Below are 15,343 nucleotides of genomic sequence, written 5' to 3' on the forward strand. Positions count from 1 at the left end.
GGTCAGCGCTGCGATCGCTCCGCCACCCGGCGAAGGGCCGTGACGTAGGTCTCCGGCTGCTGCGCTCCGGGGATCAGGAAGCGTCCCTCGACCACCATCGCCGGCACGCCGGTGATGTTCATGTCCAGCGCCTGCCGCTCCTCGGCCCGGACCCTCGCGGCGAGTACCTCGTCGTCGAGCGCGGCCGCGATGGCTGCGCGGTCCAGCCCGCATTCTTCCGCGATGTCGAGCAGCACCGGGCGCTCGCCGATCCGCCGCCGCGCGTTGAAGTGCGCGCGGAACAGCGCGAGCTTGAGCTCGGTCTGCTTCGCGGGCCCTTCGCTGTCGAGCGTCCAGGCCAGGAGCCTGTGCGCCTCGAACGTGTTCCACATCATCGCCGGCGGCGCTTCGCCCTCCCCCGCGTAGTCGAGCGAGACGCCCGCGTCGCGCGCGATGTCCCGCATGCGCTCGCGCGTGTCGCGCATCTCGGCTTCGCTGCGCCCGTACTTGCGGCGGAGGTGCGCCTGCTGGTCCTCGCCTTCGGGTGGCATGTCGGGATTGAGTTCGAACGGGCGCCAGCGCACCTCGGCCTCGATCTCCCCCTCCAACTCGGCCAGGGCATGCGAGAGCTGGCCCCAGCCGATCAGGCACCAGGGGCACATGACATCGGACCAGACGTCGATCGACAGGCGAGTCATTGCTCGAGCCACCACTGGATCAGGTGATGCGCGATCGCATGCGGCGGAGGTGCGGTGAAAGAGGCTTCGTCGGAGCCGGCCAGTGCGGCGGCCACGTCCTCGCGAGTGAACCAGCGGACCTCGGCCATTTCGGTGGCGTCGATCGTCAGCTTGTCGTCATCCGCGTGGGAGTGACAGCCGATCATGAGCTGGCTCGGGAACGGCCAGGGCTGGCTGGCGACGTAAGTCACGTCGCGCACACGCACGCCGGATTCCTCGAACACTTCGCGCGCCACCGCCTCCTCGATGCTCTCGCCCGGCTCGACGAACCCGGCGAGCGCGGAGAAGCGCCCTTCCGGCCAGCCGAGCCCGCGGCCGAGCATCAACCGGCCCTCGTGCTCCACCAGCATGATCGTGACCGGATCGGTGCGCGGGAAGTGCTGCGCGCCGCAGCTTTCGCAGTTGCGCTGCCAGCCGCCCTTGGCGAGCTTCGTCTGCCCGCCGCAAGTGGCGCAGAAGCGGTGCCGGGCGTGCCAGTCGATCAGGCTGCGTGCGCCGCCGTAAAGCGCCAGTTCCTCCGGCGCGAGCGTCGCCATCAGCGACCAGAGCTGAGGGTTCGCCATCCGCGGCGCGGCGTCGCCTTGCGCCGGGACAGCCGCAAAGCAGCCGCGCCCTTCGTGCAGGCCGAGGAACACGAGCTCCGCATCCTCCGCGGCATCGGCGAGCGTGCGCCATGCGAGCCGCCCTTCGTCGTCCACCGCCGGCATCATGCCTTCGAGCGCGAGCAGCCGCGCGCGCCAGGTCATGTGCCCGGCCAGCGCCTCCGGATCGGCGCGGACGTGATCCGCCCGCTCGACGCGGCAACCGGTAAAGGCCAGCGGTCGCGCGGTCATCCGGCCGATGCCATCGCCTTGAGGTCGGCGGCGACGGCCAGCGGGAACTCGCTCTGGATCGGCAGCGCGTCGGCCGGCATGTACTGCGTGAACAGACCGGCGCGAAGGCCGCGCTTCAGGTCGGCAAACGCGATCGTGCCCGCCGCACCGCCCCAGCCATACGTGCCGGCCTGCTCGCCCAGTCCGACACGGCCGCCCGCGCCGAAACCGGCCCCGGCCGCCAGCGTGCCGGCGGTGCTCACGCCTTCGGGCAGGAGGTTGGAGGTTCCGAGGCGCACCGCCGCTTCGCTCATCACACGCTCGCCGCCGAGTTCGCCGTACCCGACCAGCATTCGCAGGAAGCGGTCGTAATCGCGCGGGCTGCTGACGAGCCCGGCCCCGCCGAACGGGAACGCGGGCGGACCGAGGTAGACCGAGGCGCGCGCCGGATCGAGCGGCAGCGGCCGCCCGTTCATCAGACCGTAGTTCGTCGTCAGCCGCCCGACCTCGCTCGCCGGCACCTGGAACCAGGTGCTCGTCATCCCGAGCGGGTCGAACAGCCGCTCCTTCAGGAAAGCGTCGAAGGGCCGGCCCGAGACGACTTCGATCACGCGGCCGAGCAGGTCGAGCGCGACCGAATAGCTCCAGCGCGTCCCCGGCTGCGCGACGAGCGGCAGCTTCGCGAGGTTGTCGGCAAAGACCGTCAGGCTCGGCGCGGGCGTGCCGCGGCCGAACATCTCGCCCAGCGGCAGCCGCGTCACCTGCCCCGGCACCACGCCGGCGCGCTCGTAGGCAACCCTGATCGGCCCCTTCTGGATGATCGAGTAGCCGAGCCCGGCGGTGTGCGTGAGCAGGTGGCGGATCGTGATCGGCCGCTCCGCCGGCTCGAGATCGCTGATCGATCCGTCGTAGGTCTTCTGCACCTGCATGTCCGCGAACGCGGGCAGGATCTCGGCGAGCGGCTGGTCGAGTTCGAGCTTGTCGTCCTCGATCAGCAGCATGGTCGCCATGCCGGTGATCGGCTTGGTCATCGAATAGATGCGGTAGAGGCTGTCGATCCCGGCGGGCACGGCCTGCCCGATGGCGAGCGTGCCGTGGGCGATCACGTCCGGCGCGCGCTGCCCCCAGCCGAGCGCCGCGACCATGTTGGCGACCTTGCGCTCGCTCACGTAGCGCTCGGCGAAGGCGGCCACCGACGGCCAGTATCCCGCCTGCGCCAGCGCCGCGCGACCCAGCGGCAAGGTTCCGAGCGCCGCGCCTGCCCCGAGAAACGCCCCGCCCCGCAACAGCGCACGGCGCGACATGGCCGCTCCCTCCATCGTCCTCGATCCCATGCGAACGGTCCTCTTTTGCAATGCGTTGCGGGTTTGGGGCATCGGCGATGAACGGTCAATTGCCCTTGCACGGCCGCGCTGTGTTGCCCATATAGAACACATGCTCAACCTGCTTTCCATCCTCGCCGGGATCGTCGCGCTGGTGATCGTGATCCCTTCGACCATCCCCTTCCTCGGCTGGGGCAACTGGTTCGCTCTGCCCGTGGCGGTGATCGGCATCGGCCTCGGCGCGCTGTCGTCCTCGAACGGCGGGCGCAACTTCTGCCTGATCGTGTTCGCGATCGCGGTCGTGCGGCTGATGCTCGGCGGCGGATTTATCTGACGCCCGAGTCCCCGCGAAGGCGGGGACCTCAGGCCAGTAGCGAAGCGCCAACGGCACGAGGTCCCCGCCTTCGCGGGGACTCACGCGGCTGCCAGCGCCCTGCGCGCCGCCTTCGCGAACAAGGTCGGCAGGCCGGCGGCTTCCAGCTCCGCCACCGGCCACCATTCGCCCTCGCCCGGCGGCTCCCTGGCGCCACCAAGCACCATCACCCGCAGGTCGAGATTGAAGTGCGTGAAGCCATGCCGCACCGCGCCCACCTCGCGCCACTCGCCCGCAAGCGGCGGCTCTCCATTCCCATCAGCTTTGGCCGACCAGCCATCGTCGGGCAGCGCGCGCATGCCCCCGAGCATGCCGCTGCCGGGCCGGCGGACGAGCCACACGCGCCCCTCCCGCGCGATCCACCAGACGGCGCCGGTGCGCTGCGGCTTGGCCTTCTTCGGCGCCTTGACCGGAAAGCGCGCGGGCTCCCCGCTCCTGCGCGCTTCGCATGAGGCGGAGACGGGGCACAGCAGGCAGCGCGGATCGCGCGCGGTGCAGATCGTGGCGCCGAGGTCCATCATGGCCTGCGCGAAATCGCCGGCGCGCTGCTCGGGCGTGACCGCATCCGCCCGCGCGCGGATGAGCTTGCGCGCGCCGGGCAGCGGCTCGGCGATCGCGAACAGCCGCGCCACCACGCGCTCGACATTGGCATCGACCACTACGGCGCGCCGCCCGAAGGCAATCGCGGCGACCGCGGCGGCGGTGTAGTCGCCCAGCCCCGGCAGCTCGCGCAGCTCCCCCTCGGTCGCGGGAAACCCGCTACGCCCGGCGACGGCCCGCGCGCACTTCACCAGATTGCGCGCCCGCGAATAGTATCCGAGGCCCGCCCAGGCGGCCATGACCTCCTCCTCCGGCGCGGCGGCGAGCGCCTCGACCGTCGGCCAGCGGCGCGTGAACGCGGCGAAGTAGGGCTTCACCGCCGCGACCGTGGTCTGCTGCAGCATGACTTCCGACAGCCAGACGCGGTACGGATCGGGCGCCGGATCGCCGGGCCGCGCGCGCCACGGCAGGTCGCGCGCATGGGCATCGTACCAGGCGAGCAGCAGGCTCGCGACATTCTCCCCGCTGGCGGTCACGTGCGGCCTATGGCATGGCCTCTCGGGCAATGGAACGGGACACACCGCCGAAACCGAAACGCGCCGCCAAGCGCACCGCCGGCCGCGCCTACGAGCGCCCGCGCGGCGGCCCCGCACGCCAGATCGCGGACCTGATGCCGCAGATCGGCCGCACGGCCTTCCGCCGCTTCGGCTTCGTCCAGTCGAGCGTCGTCACGCGCTGGCCCGAGATCGTCGGCGACCACCACGCGCGGGTCTGCGCGCCGGAGGCGATCCGCTTCCCCCCGGGCGAGAAGAGCGACGGCATCCTGCAGCTCGTCGTCGTCCCTGCGCATGCGCCGCTCATCCAGCACGTCATCCCCGAGATCATGGACCGGGTGAACCGCTTCTTCGGCTACAAGGCAGTCGCGCGCGTGAAGCTGCGGCAAGGCGAGGTTAAGCCGCCCGCTGCTGAAACGCGGGCCAAGGCGCCGCCGTCGCTGAAGCCGATCCCGATGGAACTGGGCGACAGCTTGCGCGATATCGGCGATCCGGAACTGCGCACGGTGCTCGAATCGCTCGCGCGCAGCCTAGGAACGAAGGAGGGACAGGGGCAATGACACTCGCGCGTTTCGCGAAAGCCGGGGCACTCGCCATCGCGGCGGCCTTCACGCTCGGCAATTCCGGCAACTGGAACACCACCGTGGTCGAGGCCGACGGCGCGCATCGCATCGGCAATCCCGACGCGAAAGTCGAGCTGATCGCCTTCGTCAGCTACACCTGCCCGCACTGCGCGCATTTCACCACCGAGGGCGAGGCTCCGCTGCAACTCGCCTATGTCGGCCCGGGGCGGATCGAGCTGCAGATCCAGCCGATGATCCGCAATTCGGCCGATCTCGTCGCGACGATGCTGACGAGCTGCGGCGCGCCAGCGAAATTCCTGCGCAACCACACGCTGTTCATGAGCGAGCAGGACAAGTGGCTCGGCCGCTATGCCGACGCCACCGCCGCGCAGCGCGCACGGTGGGAAAGCGGCAGCCAGGCCGCGCGCCGCCGCGCGATCGCCTCCGACCTCGGCTTCTACCGCCTGATGGAAAGCCGCGGATACAGCCGGGTCGAGATCGACCGCTGCCTCGCCAGCGATGCGGAGGCCCGCGCGCTGATCGTCAGCAGCCAGGCCGCGAGCGAGAAATACCAGATCACCGGCACGCCCAGCTTCGTGCTCGACGGGGTCACGCTGGCCGGCACGCACGACTGGTCGATGCTCTCCCCGCAGCTCGCCGCGCGTTTTTAGGGGGTTTGCGGGGGTTTTCTCGGCCGACAAGCTGTGGAAAGCCCCCTCCCGTGCTTCACCACCCGGCTGGCTTCGACTAGCCTCGACCAATTCCGCAAAGGACAGGACCTGCCATGATGTCGCTTCGCCAGATCGCCCTTGCCACCCTCGCCGCGCCGCTCGCGCTCGGCCTCGCCGCATGCGGTTCGGAACCCGCCGCCGAAGGTGAGGCACCCGCCGGCGACCCGGTCGATCCGGTCGAGGCGCCTGCGGGAACCCAGTGGCTCGACATGGTGCAGGTGACGGAGGCCGACGGTTATCTTCTCGGCAATCCCGACGCACCGATCAAGCTGATGGAATACGCCTCGCTCACCTGCCCCGCCTGCGCGGCGTTCGCACAGGAAGGGATCGAGCCGCTGAAGGAGAAGTACATCAGCACCGGCGTGGTCAGCTACGAGCTGCGCAACCAGATCCACGGGCCGCACGATCTCGTGCTGGCGCGGCTCGTGCGCTGCGGCGCGAACGAAGCCTACCACCCGCTGTCGGAACAGGTCTGGGCCAACCTCCAGACCGTGCTCCAGCCGGTGTTCGACAATCAGGCCGCGGTGCAGCAGGCCATGTCGCTGCCGCCCGAGCAGCGCTTCGCCGCCTTCGCCGACGTCGCCGGCTTCTACGACTTCTTCGCCGCACGCGGGCTCAGCCGCGATCAGGCGCGCCAGTGCCTCGCCGATCCGAAGGCGATGGAGACGATCGCCACCAATTCGGAGACCCAGTCGACCGAACTGAACGTCACCGGCACGCCGACTTTCTTCATCAACGGCCGCAACGTCGGCACGCAGAGCTGGTCGACGCTGGAGCCGATGCTCCAGGCCGCCGGCGCCAGATAGGGCGCCGAGCGGGAGGGGGGCTCGGCAAACGGCGATGCAGATCAGGCGGCTCAAGCTCAGCGGTTTCAAGAGCTTCGTCGAGCCTGCGACGCTGAACATCGAGCCCGGGCTGACCGGGGTGGTCGGCCCCAACGGCTGCGGCAAGTCCAACCTGCTCGAAGCGATCCGCTGGGTCATGGGCGAGAATTCGCCCAAGTCCATGCGCTCGGGCGGGATGGAGGACGTGATCTTCGCCGGCACCGCCAGCCGGCCGCCGCGCGACTTCGCCGAGGTCGTGCTCCAGGCCCAGGCTGACGACGGGAGCGAGCTGGAAGTCCTGCGCAGGATCGAGCGCGGCGCGGGGAGCGCCTACCGCCTCAACGGTCGCGACGTGCGCGCGAAGGACGTCTCGCTCACTTTCGCGGATGCCGCGACCGGCGCGCACAGCCCGGCGCTGGTCAGCCAGGGCAAGATCGCGCAAGTGATCGCCGCCAAGCCGACCGAGCGGCGCCAGATGCTGGAGGAAGCGGCGGGTATTGCCGGCCTCCACGTCCGCCGGCGCGACGCCGAGAGCAAGCTGCGGCAGACCGAAGCCAATCTCGCGCGGCTGGAAGACCTGATGGCGGGTCTCGACTCGCAGATCGCCTCGCTCCGGCGGCAGGCCAAGCAGGCCGAGCGCTATACCAAGCTGTCCGACGAGATCCGCGTGGCCGAGGCGCGGCTGCTGTTCGCGCGCTGGCGCGATGCGGCGGCGGCGGCCGAGGCGGCACGCGCAGAGGCCAAGGCGGCCGAGGAGCGGGTCGCGGCGTCCAAGGAAGCGGCAGATGCGGCGCAGAAGGCGCAGCACGCGGCCGCCAAGGCGCTTGCCGAAGCGCGCGACGAACTTGCCGACCGGCGCGACGATGCCAGCGCGCACGGCCACCGGATGGCGGCACTGACCAGCCAGCTCGAAGCGGCCGAGCAACGGCTTGCCGATCTCGACCGCCAGAAGGCCCGGCTGGAGGAGGACCGCAGCGAGGCCGACCGGCTGACGCGCGATGCCGCCGAGGCGCTCGCGCGGCTGGAGAAGGAGCTGGAGGCCAACGAGAAGGCGCTGGCCGATGACGAGGCGCACCGCCCCGCCCTCGTCTCGCGGCTGGAGAACAGCGAGCGCGCCGGCCGCGCGGCCGAGCTGGCGCTGGCCAAGGCGACCGCCGATCACGCCGGGGTCGAAGCCGAATGGCGCGTGGCCGAAGCCGCGATCGAGCAGGCGGAGGCGCGGCTTGCCCGGCTCGATGCCGAGGCGCGCCGGCAGGAGGACACCCGCCGCGCGCTGTCGGAGGCCGGCGATCCTGATCTCGCTGTCGCCGAAGCCAAGGCGGCAGCGGAGGGCGCGGCGCGCGAACTGGCGCGGTTGCGCGAGGAATTGGAAAGCGAACGCGCCCGCAAGGATGCGCTCCAGACCGCGCGGGACGAGGCGGCGAGCGCGCTCGCCTCCGCGCGCGCCGAGATCGCGGGCGTCGAACGCGAATGGAGCGCGCTCAAGCGCGACCGGGAGGCGCGCGAGCGGCAGATGGCCGGACGCAAGGGCCGGCCCGCGGCGCTCGACAAGGTGCGCGCGGCGAAAGGCTACGAACGCGCGCTGGCGGCGGTTCTCGGGCGCGATGCCAAGGCGCCGCTGGGCGCTGCCGACGGCGACGGGCGGTTCTGGACCGGCGGCGCGGCGCCGGCGCCGGTGCCGGACAGTCTCGCCGCGCACGTGCCCGATTGCCCGCCCGAACTCGCCGCGCGGCTCGCGCTGGTGCACGTCGTGGGAGCCGACGACGGGCGCGCGCTCGGCCCCGGCGAATGGCTGGTGACCGCCGGCGGTCACTTGCGGCGGTGGGACGGTTTCGTCGCGCGCGGCGAAGGCGCGGCGGAAGCGGCGCGGCTGGAAGCGGAGAACCGCTTCGCCGATCTCGAAAGCGAGCTGCCCGCGCTGCGCGCTGCGGTCCAGAACGCCGAGGCCGCGCAAGCCGCAGCGCAGGAGGAACTGGCGGAGCTCCAGCGCGCGCTCGTCGCCGCCGAACGCGGAATCGCCGCGGCGAGCGAGACCGAGCGGCAGGCGCTGCGCGCGCTCGACCAGGCCGAAGCGGCGCGCGAACGGCTGGCGGCACGGCTTGCCGAGCTCGACCGGGCCGCAGGCGAGCTGGCCGAGCAGCGCTCCCAGGCGGAGGCGGAGCTGAACGCGGCCAGGGAGCGCAAGGCCGCCCTCCCCGATCCCGCCACCGGGCGCGCCACGCTCGAAGCGGCCCGGGCCAAGAACGAGGCGGCGAAATCGGCGCAGCAGGCCGCCGCGGCCGAGCTCGCCGCGCACGACCAGGGGCTCGCCGTGGCGCGCGAGCGGGCAGCGGCGCAGCGCAGCGACATGGCCAACTGGCAGGCCCGTTCTGGCGAGGCGGCGCAGCGGCTTTCCGGCATGGAGCGGCGGTTCGAGGAGATTGCGGAGGAACGCGCGGTCGTCGCGGCCAAGCCCGAAGGGCTGATGCGCGAGATCGAGCAGGGCGATGCGGTCCGCGAGCGGCTCGGCAAGGCTCTGGCGGAAGCGGAGGCGGCGGTCGCCGGGGCGCAGAGCGCCTCCGACGCCGCCGACCGCGCCTTCGCCGAATCCAACGAGGCGCTTGCCACCGCACGCGAGACCCGTGCCGGTCTTGCCGCACGCGCGGAGAACGAGGAAGCCCGGCGCGGCGAGATGGCCCGCATATCGGGTGAACGTTTCCAGTGCCCTCCCCCGCTGCTCGCCGGTCGGTTCGCCTTCGACGAGGACGCGGTCGGCAATTCCGCGGCGGAATCCGAGGAAATGGACCGTCTCGTCGCCAGCCGCGAGCGGATCGGGCCGGTCAACCTCGTCGCCGCCGACGAGCTTGCCCGGATCGAGGAGGAGCACGGCAGCAGCGCCGCCGAGCAGGCCGAGCTCGCCGAAGCCGTCAACCGCCTGCGCGGCTCGATCGGCAATCTCAACCGCGAGGGCCGCGAACGGCTGCGCGCCGCGTTCGAGCAGGTCGATACCCACTTCCGCCGTCTGTTCACGCGGCTGTTCGAAGGCGGGCAGGCGCATCTCGCGCTGGTCGACAGCGACGATCCTCTGGAGGCGGGCCTCGAGATCTACGCCCAGCCGCCGGGCAAGCGGCTGCAGTCGCTCACCCTGCTTTCCGGCGGCGAGCAGGCGCTGACCGCGATCGCGCTGATCTTCGCGCTGTTCCTCACCAACCCCGCCCCGATCTGCGTGCTCGACGAAGTCGACGCGCCGCTGGACGACGCCAATATCGACCGCTTCTGCGACCTGCTCGACGCGATGGTGAAGGAAACCGCCACCCGCTACCTCATCGTCACCCACAACGCCGTGACCATGAGCCGCATGCACCGCCTGTTCGGTGTGACCATGATCGAAAAAGGCATCAGCCGCCTCGTCAGCGTCGACCTCGGCAGCGCGGAAGAACTGCTGGCGGCGGAGTAGAGTGGCGCTCTCCGCACGCCTGAGACCCGGCGAGACCATTGGCGACCGCGTTGTAAAGGTCGATCATGCCGGGGAGCACGGGGCTGTTTCGATCTACACGGCCCAACGCTGGGTTGCACGCTGGCGAGCGCCGGATCTGGTTGAAGAGCTTGACCATTTCCTTGCACACGAACGCAGGCACAGAAGTATTTTTGACGCCGAGCTCAAGTCCCGCGGCAAATCGCGATGCAGGAGCTTCCATCTTTGTGGGCTCGGTGGGTTCGTCCTGGGCATTCTCACGGGCCTGATTGGACGACAGGCAATTGTGGCAACGACGGTGGCCGTCGAACGGGTGGTTCTGCGCCACCTCCAAGAGCAGGTTTCGGAACTGGAGGTGACGGACATTCCAGCGGTCCGCGCCATCCGTGAAATCATCGCGGATGAGGAACAGCATCATGATCTGGCGCGCAATCGGGTGCACGAGCACTCACTCGCCGCGCGTCTTATCGATCCGGTTGTTACGGTTTCGACAGAGGCGGTGATCTGGCTCGGGATGAAGCTCTAAATTGTCGTCCCGGTGGCTCGCGCGCGCCAATAGGCAGCCCGCCCCAGCCGTTTCAGGCCGCGAGCGCCTGCGCCAGTTTTTCGCGGATGGTTTTGAGGCGCGGGAGGACGTCCGCGGGGACATCGGGTGTGCGGGCGTTCTGCGGCGAAATCTCGGGCTTCGGTGACGCCTCGGTTCCCTTGAGTGCCGCTAGGGCGCCCTTCAAAGTGTAGCCCTCGCGGTTGACGAGGCGGTCGATGCGTTCGACCAGCGCGATGTCGCCCGCGCGGTAATAACGGCGGCCGCCGCTGCGCTTGAGCGGCTGGAGCATGGGAAACTGCTGCTCCCAGTATCGCAGCACGTGGGGCTTGATGCCGAGCGCCTGACTGACCTCGCCGATGGTTCTCAGGGCACCCTGGTCCTTGCCATCGTCGAATTCGGTCATCATCGCCTCAGCCTCTCGCGATCCGGTCCTTGAGCAACTGGCTGGCGCGGAAGGTGATCACGCGGCGCGGCGTGATCGGCACTTCGACGCCGGTCTTGGGATTGCGGCCGACGCGTTCCTTCTTGTCGCGCAGAACAAAGCTGCCGAACCCGGAGATCTTCACATTCTGGCCGTCGGTCATCGCCCCGCACATATGCGCGAGAATGGCCTCGACCATATCGAGCGACTCCGCCCGCGACAGTCCCATCTTGCGATTGATCGTCTCCGCAAGATCCGCGCGAGTCAGCGTGCCCACAGAACGCATCATGCGCCTTCCTCCTCAATCGCGACCCGACCCAGGATAAGGTACGGAACCTTAACGATTGTCGTCCTGCTCCGCAACGTCTGCGCAGTCACAGCCGCACGAGGCTTGCGCCCCAGGTGAAGCCGCCGCCCATCGCCTCGAACATTACCAGGTCACCCGGCTTGATCCGCCCGTCGCGCACGCCGGCGTCGAACGCCAGCGGCACCGAGGCGGCGGAGGTGTTCGCGTGCCGGTCCACGGTAACGATCACTTTTTCCGCCGGCAGCCCGAGCTTGCGCGCGGTCGCGTCGAGAATGCGGGCATTGGCCTGGTGCGGCACGACCCAGTCGATGTCGTCGGACGTGAACCCGGCTTCGGCCAGCGTCTCCTCCAGCACGGCGGCGAGATTGACCACCGCGTGGCGGAAGACCTCGCGCCCCTTCATACGCAGCTTGCCGACCGTCTGCGTGGTCGAGGGACCACCGTCGACGTAAAGCAACTGGTTGTGCGCGCCATCGGCGTGGAGCTTGCTGGCGAGCACGCCCGGTCCATCTTCGGCGACGTCCTGCGCCTCCAGCACGATCGCCCCGGCGCCATCGCCGAACAGGACGCAGGTGGTGCGATCCTCCCAGTCGAGAATGCGGCTGAAGGTCTCCGAGCCGATCACCAGCGCGCGCTTGGCCATGCCGGTGCGCAGCATCGAATCGGCGCTCGCCATCGCGTAGAGGAAACCCGAGCACACCGCGCCCACGTCGAACGCAATGCCGCCGTTGCAGCCGAGCGCGTCCTGGACGATCGTGGCGGTGGCGGGAAAGGTCTGATCGGGCGTGGCGGTTGCCAGCACGATCAGGTCGATGTCCTTCGCCTCGATCCCGGCGGCCTCGAGCGCCTTGCGCGAAGCCTCGATGGCGAGCGAGGAGGTCGTCTCATCGTCCTCGGCGATATAGCGCTGTCGGATGCCGGTACGCTCGACAATCCACTCGTCGCTGGTATCGACGCGCTCCGCGAGTTCGGCGTTGCTGACCACGGTGCGCGGAAGCGCCGAGCCGCTGCCGCGGACGACCGAGCGGATCATTTCCCGCCTCCGTTGCCGTTTCCGTTGCTGGCGCGCAGCCGCGCCTCGCCCAGTTCGGCCAGGTCGGCGCTGATCCGGTGCGTCAGGTCTTCCTCCAGCAGGCGTGCGGCGACGGTGACCGCGTTGGCGACGCCGGCCGCGCTGGCGCTGCCATGGCTCTTCACCACGACGCCGTTGAGGCCCAGGAAGACCGCGCCATTATGGTTGTTGGGGTCGAGATGGTGGCGCAGCAGTTCGGTCGCCGGGCGCGAGACGAGAAACCCGATCTTGGAGCGCAGCGAGCTGGTGAAGGCGTTGCGCAGCAGGTCGGTGACGAAGCGCGCAGCGCCCTCGATCGCCTTGAGCGCGATATTGCCGGAGAAGCCGTCGGTGACGACCACGTCGACTTCGCCGCGGTTGATCTTGTCGCTTTCGACGAAGCCGTCGAACGAGAGCGCGAGGCCGGTGGCGGCCTGGAGCTGGGCCGCCGCGACGCGCAGCGCGTCAGTGCCCTTGGTCTCCTCGGTGCCGATGTTGAGCAGTCGCACGCGCGGTTGGGCCAGACCCGTCACGATGCGCGAATAGGCGGCGCCCATGATCGCGAACTGGACGAGGTTGCGCGCGTCCGCCTCGGTGTTGGCGCCGAGGTCGAGCATGATGACGTCGTTGTCGCCGAGGGTGGGCATGAGCGCGGCGAGCGCCGGGCGGTCGATGCCGGGCAGAGTGCGCAAGGCGAGCTTGCTCATCGCCATCAGCGCGCCGGTGTTGCCCGCGCTGACCGCGGCGCCGGCTTCGCCCTGCTTCACCGCGCCCACCGTGAGGCCCATCGATGTGGTCTTGGCGCGGCGGAGGGCCTGGGTCGGCTTTTCGTCGCCGCCGACGACATCCTCGCAATGGAGGATCTCGGAAGCGCCGCGCATGCCCGGATGCGTATCGAGCGCGGCGGCGATCCGCTTCTCGTCACCGACGAGCAAGAACTTGAACTGGTCGTGGCGCCGGCGCGCAAGCGCGGCACCTTCGACCATCACGCGCACGCCTTCATCGCCGCCCATCGCGTCGACGGCGATACGCGGCAAACTCATAGCGCTCTCCGAACTTCGGCCGTCAGAGGCCGACGGCGATGACTTCGCGGCCGTTGTAGTGCCCGCACTGCGTGCAGAGGTTGTGCGGACGCTTCAACTCGCCGCAGTTCGAGCATTCGTGGAATGCCTCGACCTTCAGCGAATCATGCGAGCGACGATTGCCGCGGCGATGAGGCGATACTTTTCTTTTGGGGACAGCCATTGCGGCACCTGTTCCAGTAAAATCCGAGTGTTGCGCGCCGCTCTAGGCCAAGGTCCGGCAACGCACAAGTGCGTGCCTGGCAGTGGACCCGACCATGGCGGGAAGGCGCGCCCTATAGCGCAAATTTCCGCCGTTGCAAGCCGCGCGACCTGTCCCTAGCACATGGCGTCCTCGGGGAAAGGGAAACCTGCATGATACTTGCCGTCACACTGACCGCCGCCGCGGCTGCGGCCATCGTCAACCTCTGGCTCTCGCTGCGGGTCGGCGCCCTGCGCCGCGCGCACGGGATCAGCGTGGGCGACGGAGGGAACGAGGCGCTACAGCGGCGGATGCGCGCGCAGCTCAACTTCGCGGAGAACGTGCCGATCGTGCTGGTGCTGATCGCGGCGATCGAGATCGCCGGAATTGGTGAGACCTGGCTGGCCTATGTCGCCGGCGCCTTCATCCTCGGCCGGGTGGCACATGGGTTCGGAATGGACGGCGGCAAGGCGCAGATCGGCCGTGCGGTCGGCGTGCTGACGACGCTCGCCACCCAGCTCTTCCTGGCCGGCGTAGCTGTGGGCGCGGTGCTGCGGCTGATCTGAAGATCGCCTACGACAGCGCCTGGTCGCTGACGAAGGCGTTGGTCTTGCGTTCGTGGCCGAAGGTGCTGGTCGGGCCGTGGCCGGGGATGAAGGTCACGTCCTCGCCCAGCGGCCAGAGCTTCTGGGTGATCGCGTCGATCAGGTCCTGATGGTTGCCGCGGGGAAAGTCGGTGCGGCCGATCGAGCCCTGGAACAGCACGTCGCCGACGATCGCGAACTTGCTCGGCGCGTGATGGAACACGACGTGGCCGGGGGTGTGACCGGGACAGTGGATCACGTCGAGGGTCAGGTCGCCGACCGTAACCGTGTCGCCGTCGTTCAGCCAGCGGTCGGGCTCGAAGCTGCGCGCGGCCATGCCCCACTCGCGCCCGTCGTCGTCGAGGCGGGCGATCCAGAACCGGTCCTCCTCGTGCGGGCCCTCGATCGGCAGCCCGAGTTCCTCGGCCAGGACGCCCGCCTGTCCGCAATGGTCGAGGTGGCCGTGGGTGATGAGGATTTTCTCCAGCGTCACGCCGGATTTGGCGACCGCCGCCTTGAGCTTGTCGAGATCGCCGCCGGGGTCGACCAACGCGCCCTTCATCGTCTTCGTGCACCAGATCAGCGAACAGTTCTGCTGCAGCGGAGTCACCGGCAGGATCGCCGCGCGCATCGGAGGCTGGGGAGTGTCGGTCATGGCGGGGAGATGGCCGGGCTCGGATCGGATTGCAAGCCGCGCTCCCCCGCGGCCCAGGCGGCGGCGCAAGGCGGCCTGTGACACGATTGCGCCGGTGGAGCGTTGACAGTCTGCCTGACCCATCGCTGTGGAGACTCGTAAAATGACCGCCGAATGGCCGGCAGGGCACGAACTGCGCTTCGAGCAGCTTCTAGATGCACCGCGCGCGAGCGTGTGGCGCTGCTGGACGGAGCCCGAACTGCTCGAGCAGTGGTTCCACCCCGACTCCTGGACAACCGAGGTCAAGACGCTGGACCTGCGCCCCGGCGGCGCCTCGCACATCGTCATGCAAGGGCCGAACGGCGAGACATCGGATGGCGCCGGCGTGATCCTTGAAGCGGTTCCCGAGCGGATACTTGCGTTCACCAACGCCTACTCCGAGGGCTGGATTCCCGCCGAACCGCCCGCAACGCCATTCAGGACCATGATCGTCGAACTTTCCGACGAGAACGGCAGGACGCGGTATGTCGTCCGCGCGCTTCACTGGACCGAAAAGGCCCGCAGGGAGCATGAAGAGATGGGGTTTCAGGAAGGCTGGACGCAGACGGCCGGCCGGCTGGAAGCGCTCGCCCGAACGCTCTAAAACA

The 15,343-nt window shown here is 69.6% G+C and carries 18 protein-coding genes; 8 read left to right on the forward strand and 10 right to left on the reverse strand.

Features of this window, described 5'->3' with window-relative positions:
* Nucleotides 1–2: 2 nt before the first annotated feature.
* The 3 genes from AC3A5N_RS01420 to AC3A5N_RS01430 are packed head-to-tail and all read right to left on the reverse strand — an operon-like array spanning nt 3 to nt 2,862.
* The gene (locus AC3A5N_RS01420) at nt 3–677 is read right to left on the reverse strand and encodes a DsbA family oxidoreductase (protein ID WP_487735527.1); all 675 of its coding nucleotides are present in this window, start codon (nt 675–677) and stop codon (nt 3–5) included.
* Nucleotides 674–1,549, reverse strand: a complete 876-nt coding sequence (gene nudC / locus AC3A5N_RS01425; protein ID WP_487735528.1) for an NAD(+) diphosphatase — start codon at nt 1,547–1,549, stop codon at nt 674–676. Before nudC ends, AC3A5N_RS01420 begins: the two co-directional genes overlap by 4 nt.
* The gene (locus AC3A5N_RS01430; RefSeq protein ID WP_487735529.1) at nt 1,546–2,862 is read right to left on the reverse strand and encodes a serine hydrolase domain-containing protein; all 1,317 of its coding nucleotides are present in this window, start codon (nt 2,860–2,862) and stop codon (nt 1,546–1,548) included. The genes nudC and AC3A5N_RS01430 overlap by 4 nt, the downstream gene beginning before the upstream one ends.
* A gap of 100 nt (nt 2,863–2,962) precedes the next feature.
* On the opposite strand from AC3A5N_RS01430, the gene AC3A5N_RS01435 reads away from it, so the two are divergent.
* Nucleotides 2,963–3,184 (forward strand): hypothetical protein, encoded by a 222-nt coding sequence (locus tag AC3A5N_RS01435; RefSeq protein WP_203110112.1) that lies wholly within the window; start codon nt 2,963–2,965, stop codon nt 3,182–3,184.
* Nucleotides 3,185–3,264: 80 nt separating this feature from the next.
* Here the strand turns inward: AC3A5N_RS01435 and AC3A5N_RS01440 are convergent, their stop codons facing one another.
* Nucleotides 3,265–4,299 (reverse strand): A/G-specific adenine glycosylase, encoded by a 1,035-nt coding sequence (locus AC3A5N_RS01440; RefSeq protein WP_487735530.1) that lies wholly within the window; start codon nt 4,297–4,299, stop codon nt 3,265–3,267.
* 29 nt (nt 4,300–4,328) lie between these two features.
* Between AC3A5N_RS01440 and AC3A5N_RS01445 the strand changes: the two genes are divergently transcribed.
* The 5 genes from AC3A5N_RS01445 to AC3A5N_RS01465 all read left to right on the forward strand — a co-directional run bounded on the left by AC3A5N_RS01445 (nt 4,329) and on the right by AC3A5N_RS01465 (nt 10,415).
* A complete protein-coding gene (locus AC3A5N_RS01445; protein ID WP_487735531.1) occupies nt 4,329–4,877 on the forward strand; it encodes a DUF721 domain-containing protein in 549 nt (182 codons plus the stop codon).
* Nucleotides 4,874–5,551 carry a thioredoxin domain-containing protein gene (locus tag AC3A5N_RS01450; RefSeq protein WP_487735532.1) on the forward strand — a complete coding sequence of 226 codons (678 nt, stop codon included), beginning with the start codon at nt 4,874–4,876 and terminating at the stop codon, nt 5,549–5,551. Before AC3A5N_RS01445 ends, AC3A5N_RS01450 begins: the two co-directional genes overlap by 4 nt.
* 113 nt (nt 5,552–5,664) lie before the next feature.
* The gene (locus AC3A5N_RS01455) at nt 5,665–6,417 is read left to right on the forward strand and encodes a thioredoxin domain-containing protein (RefSeq protein ID WP_487735533.1); all 753 of its coding nucleotides are present in this window, start codon (nt 5,665–5,667) and stop codon (nt 6,415–6,417) included.
* A gap of 34 nt (nt 6,418–6,451) precedes the next feature.
* A complete protein-coding gene (locus tag AC3A5N_RS01460) occupies nt 6,452–9,871 on the forward strand; it encodes a chromosome segregation SMC family protein (RefSeq protein ID WP_487735534.1) in 3,420 nt (1,139 codons plus the stop codon).
* A gap of 1 nt (nt 9,872) precedes the next feature.
* Nucleotides 9,873–10,415, forward strand: a complete 543-nt coding sequence (locus AC3A5N_RS01465) for a demethoxyubiquinone hydroxylase family protein (protein WP_487735535.1) — start codon at nt 9,873–9,875, stop codon at nt 10,413–10,415.
* A gap of 52 nt (nt 10,416–10,467) precedes the next feature.
* On the opposite strand, the gene AC3A5N_RS01470 is transcribed toward AC3A5N_RS01465, so the two are convergent.
* From AC3A5N_RS01470 to rpmF, 5 genes are all read right to left on the reverse strand, one after another.
* Nucleotides 10,468–10,839, reverse strand: a complete 372-nt coding sequence (locus AC3A5N_RS01470) for a MerR family transcriptional regulator (protein WP_487736303.1) — start codon at nt 10,837–10,839, stop codon at nt 10,468–10,470.
* Between the two features lie 7 nt (nt 10,840–10,846).
* Complete coding sequence (locus AC3A5N_RS01475; protein ID WP_487735536.1) at nt 10,847–11,146, reverse strand: integration host factor subunit alpha; 300 nt, start codon at nt 11,144–11,146, stop codon at nt 10,847–10,849.
* Between the two features lie 85 nt (nt 11,147–11,231).
* Nucleotides 11,232–12,197: a beta-ketoacyl-ACP synthase III gene (locus AC3A5N_RS01480; protein WP_487735537.1), complete on the reverse strand. Its 966-nt coding sequence runs from the start codon at nt 12,195–12,197 to the stop codon at nt 11,232–11,234.
* Entirely contained in the window at nt 12,194–13,258 is a 1,065-nt protein-coding gene (gene plsX, locus AC3A5N_RS01485) for a phosphate acyltransferase PlsX (RefSeq protein WP_487735538.1), read from the reverse strand. The genes AC3A5N_RS01480 and plsX overlap by 4 nt, the downstream gene beginning before the upstream one ends.
* 22 nt (nt 13,259–13,280) lie before the next feature.
* Nucleotides 13,281–13,460: a 50S ribosomal protein L32 gene (gene rpmF / locus AC3A5N_RS01490; RefSeq protein WP_487735539.1), complete on the reverse strand. Its 180-nt coding sequence runs from the start codon at nt 13,458–13,460 to the stop codon at nt 13,281–13,283.
* 191 nt (nt 13,461–13,651) lie between these two features.
* Between rpmF and AC3A5N_RS01495 the strand changes: the two genes are divergently transcribed.
* Complete coding sequence (locus AC3A5N_RS01495; protein ID WP_487735540.1) at nt 13,652–14,044, forward strand: MAPEG family protein; 393 nt, start codon at nt 13,652–13,654, stop codon at nt 14,042–14,044.
* Between the two features lie 7 nt (nt 14,045–14,051).
* On the opposite strand, the gene AC3A5N_RS01500 is transcribed toward AC3A5N_RS01495, so the two are convergent.
* Complete coding sequence (locus AC3A5N_RS01500; protein ID WP_487735541.1) at nt 14,052–14,717, reverse strand: MBL fold metallo-hydrolase; 666 nt, start codon at nt 14,715–14,717, stop codon at nt 14,052–14,054.
* Nucleotides 14,718–14,859: 142 nt separating this feature from the next.
* Here AC3A5N_RS01500 and AC3A5N_RS01505 point away from each other — a divergent pair, with 142 nt between their 5' ends.
* Nucleotides 14,860–15,339, forward strand: a complete 480-nt coding sequence (locus AC3A5N_RS01505; RefSeq protein WP_487735542.1) for an SRPBCC family protein — start codon at nt 14,860–14,862, stop codon at nt 15,337–15,339.
* Nucleotides 15,340–15,343: the final 4 nt, after the last annotated feature.

It is taken from the genome of Pelagerythrobacter sp. Soil_C_18 (assembly GCF_057657235.1).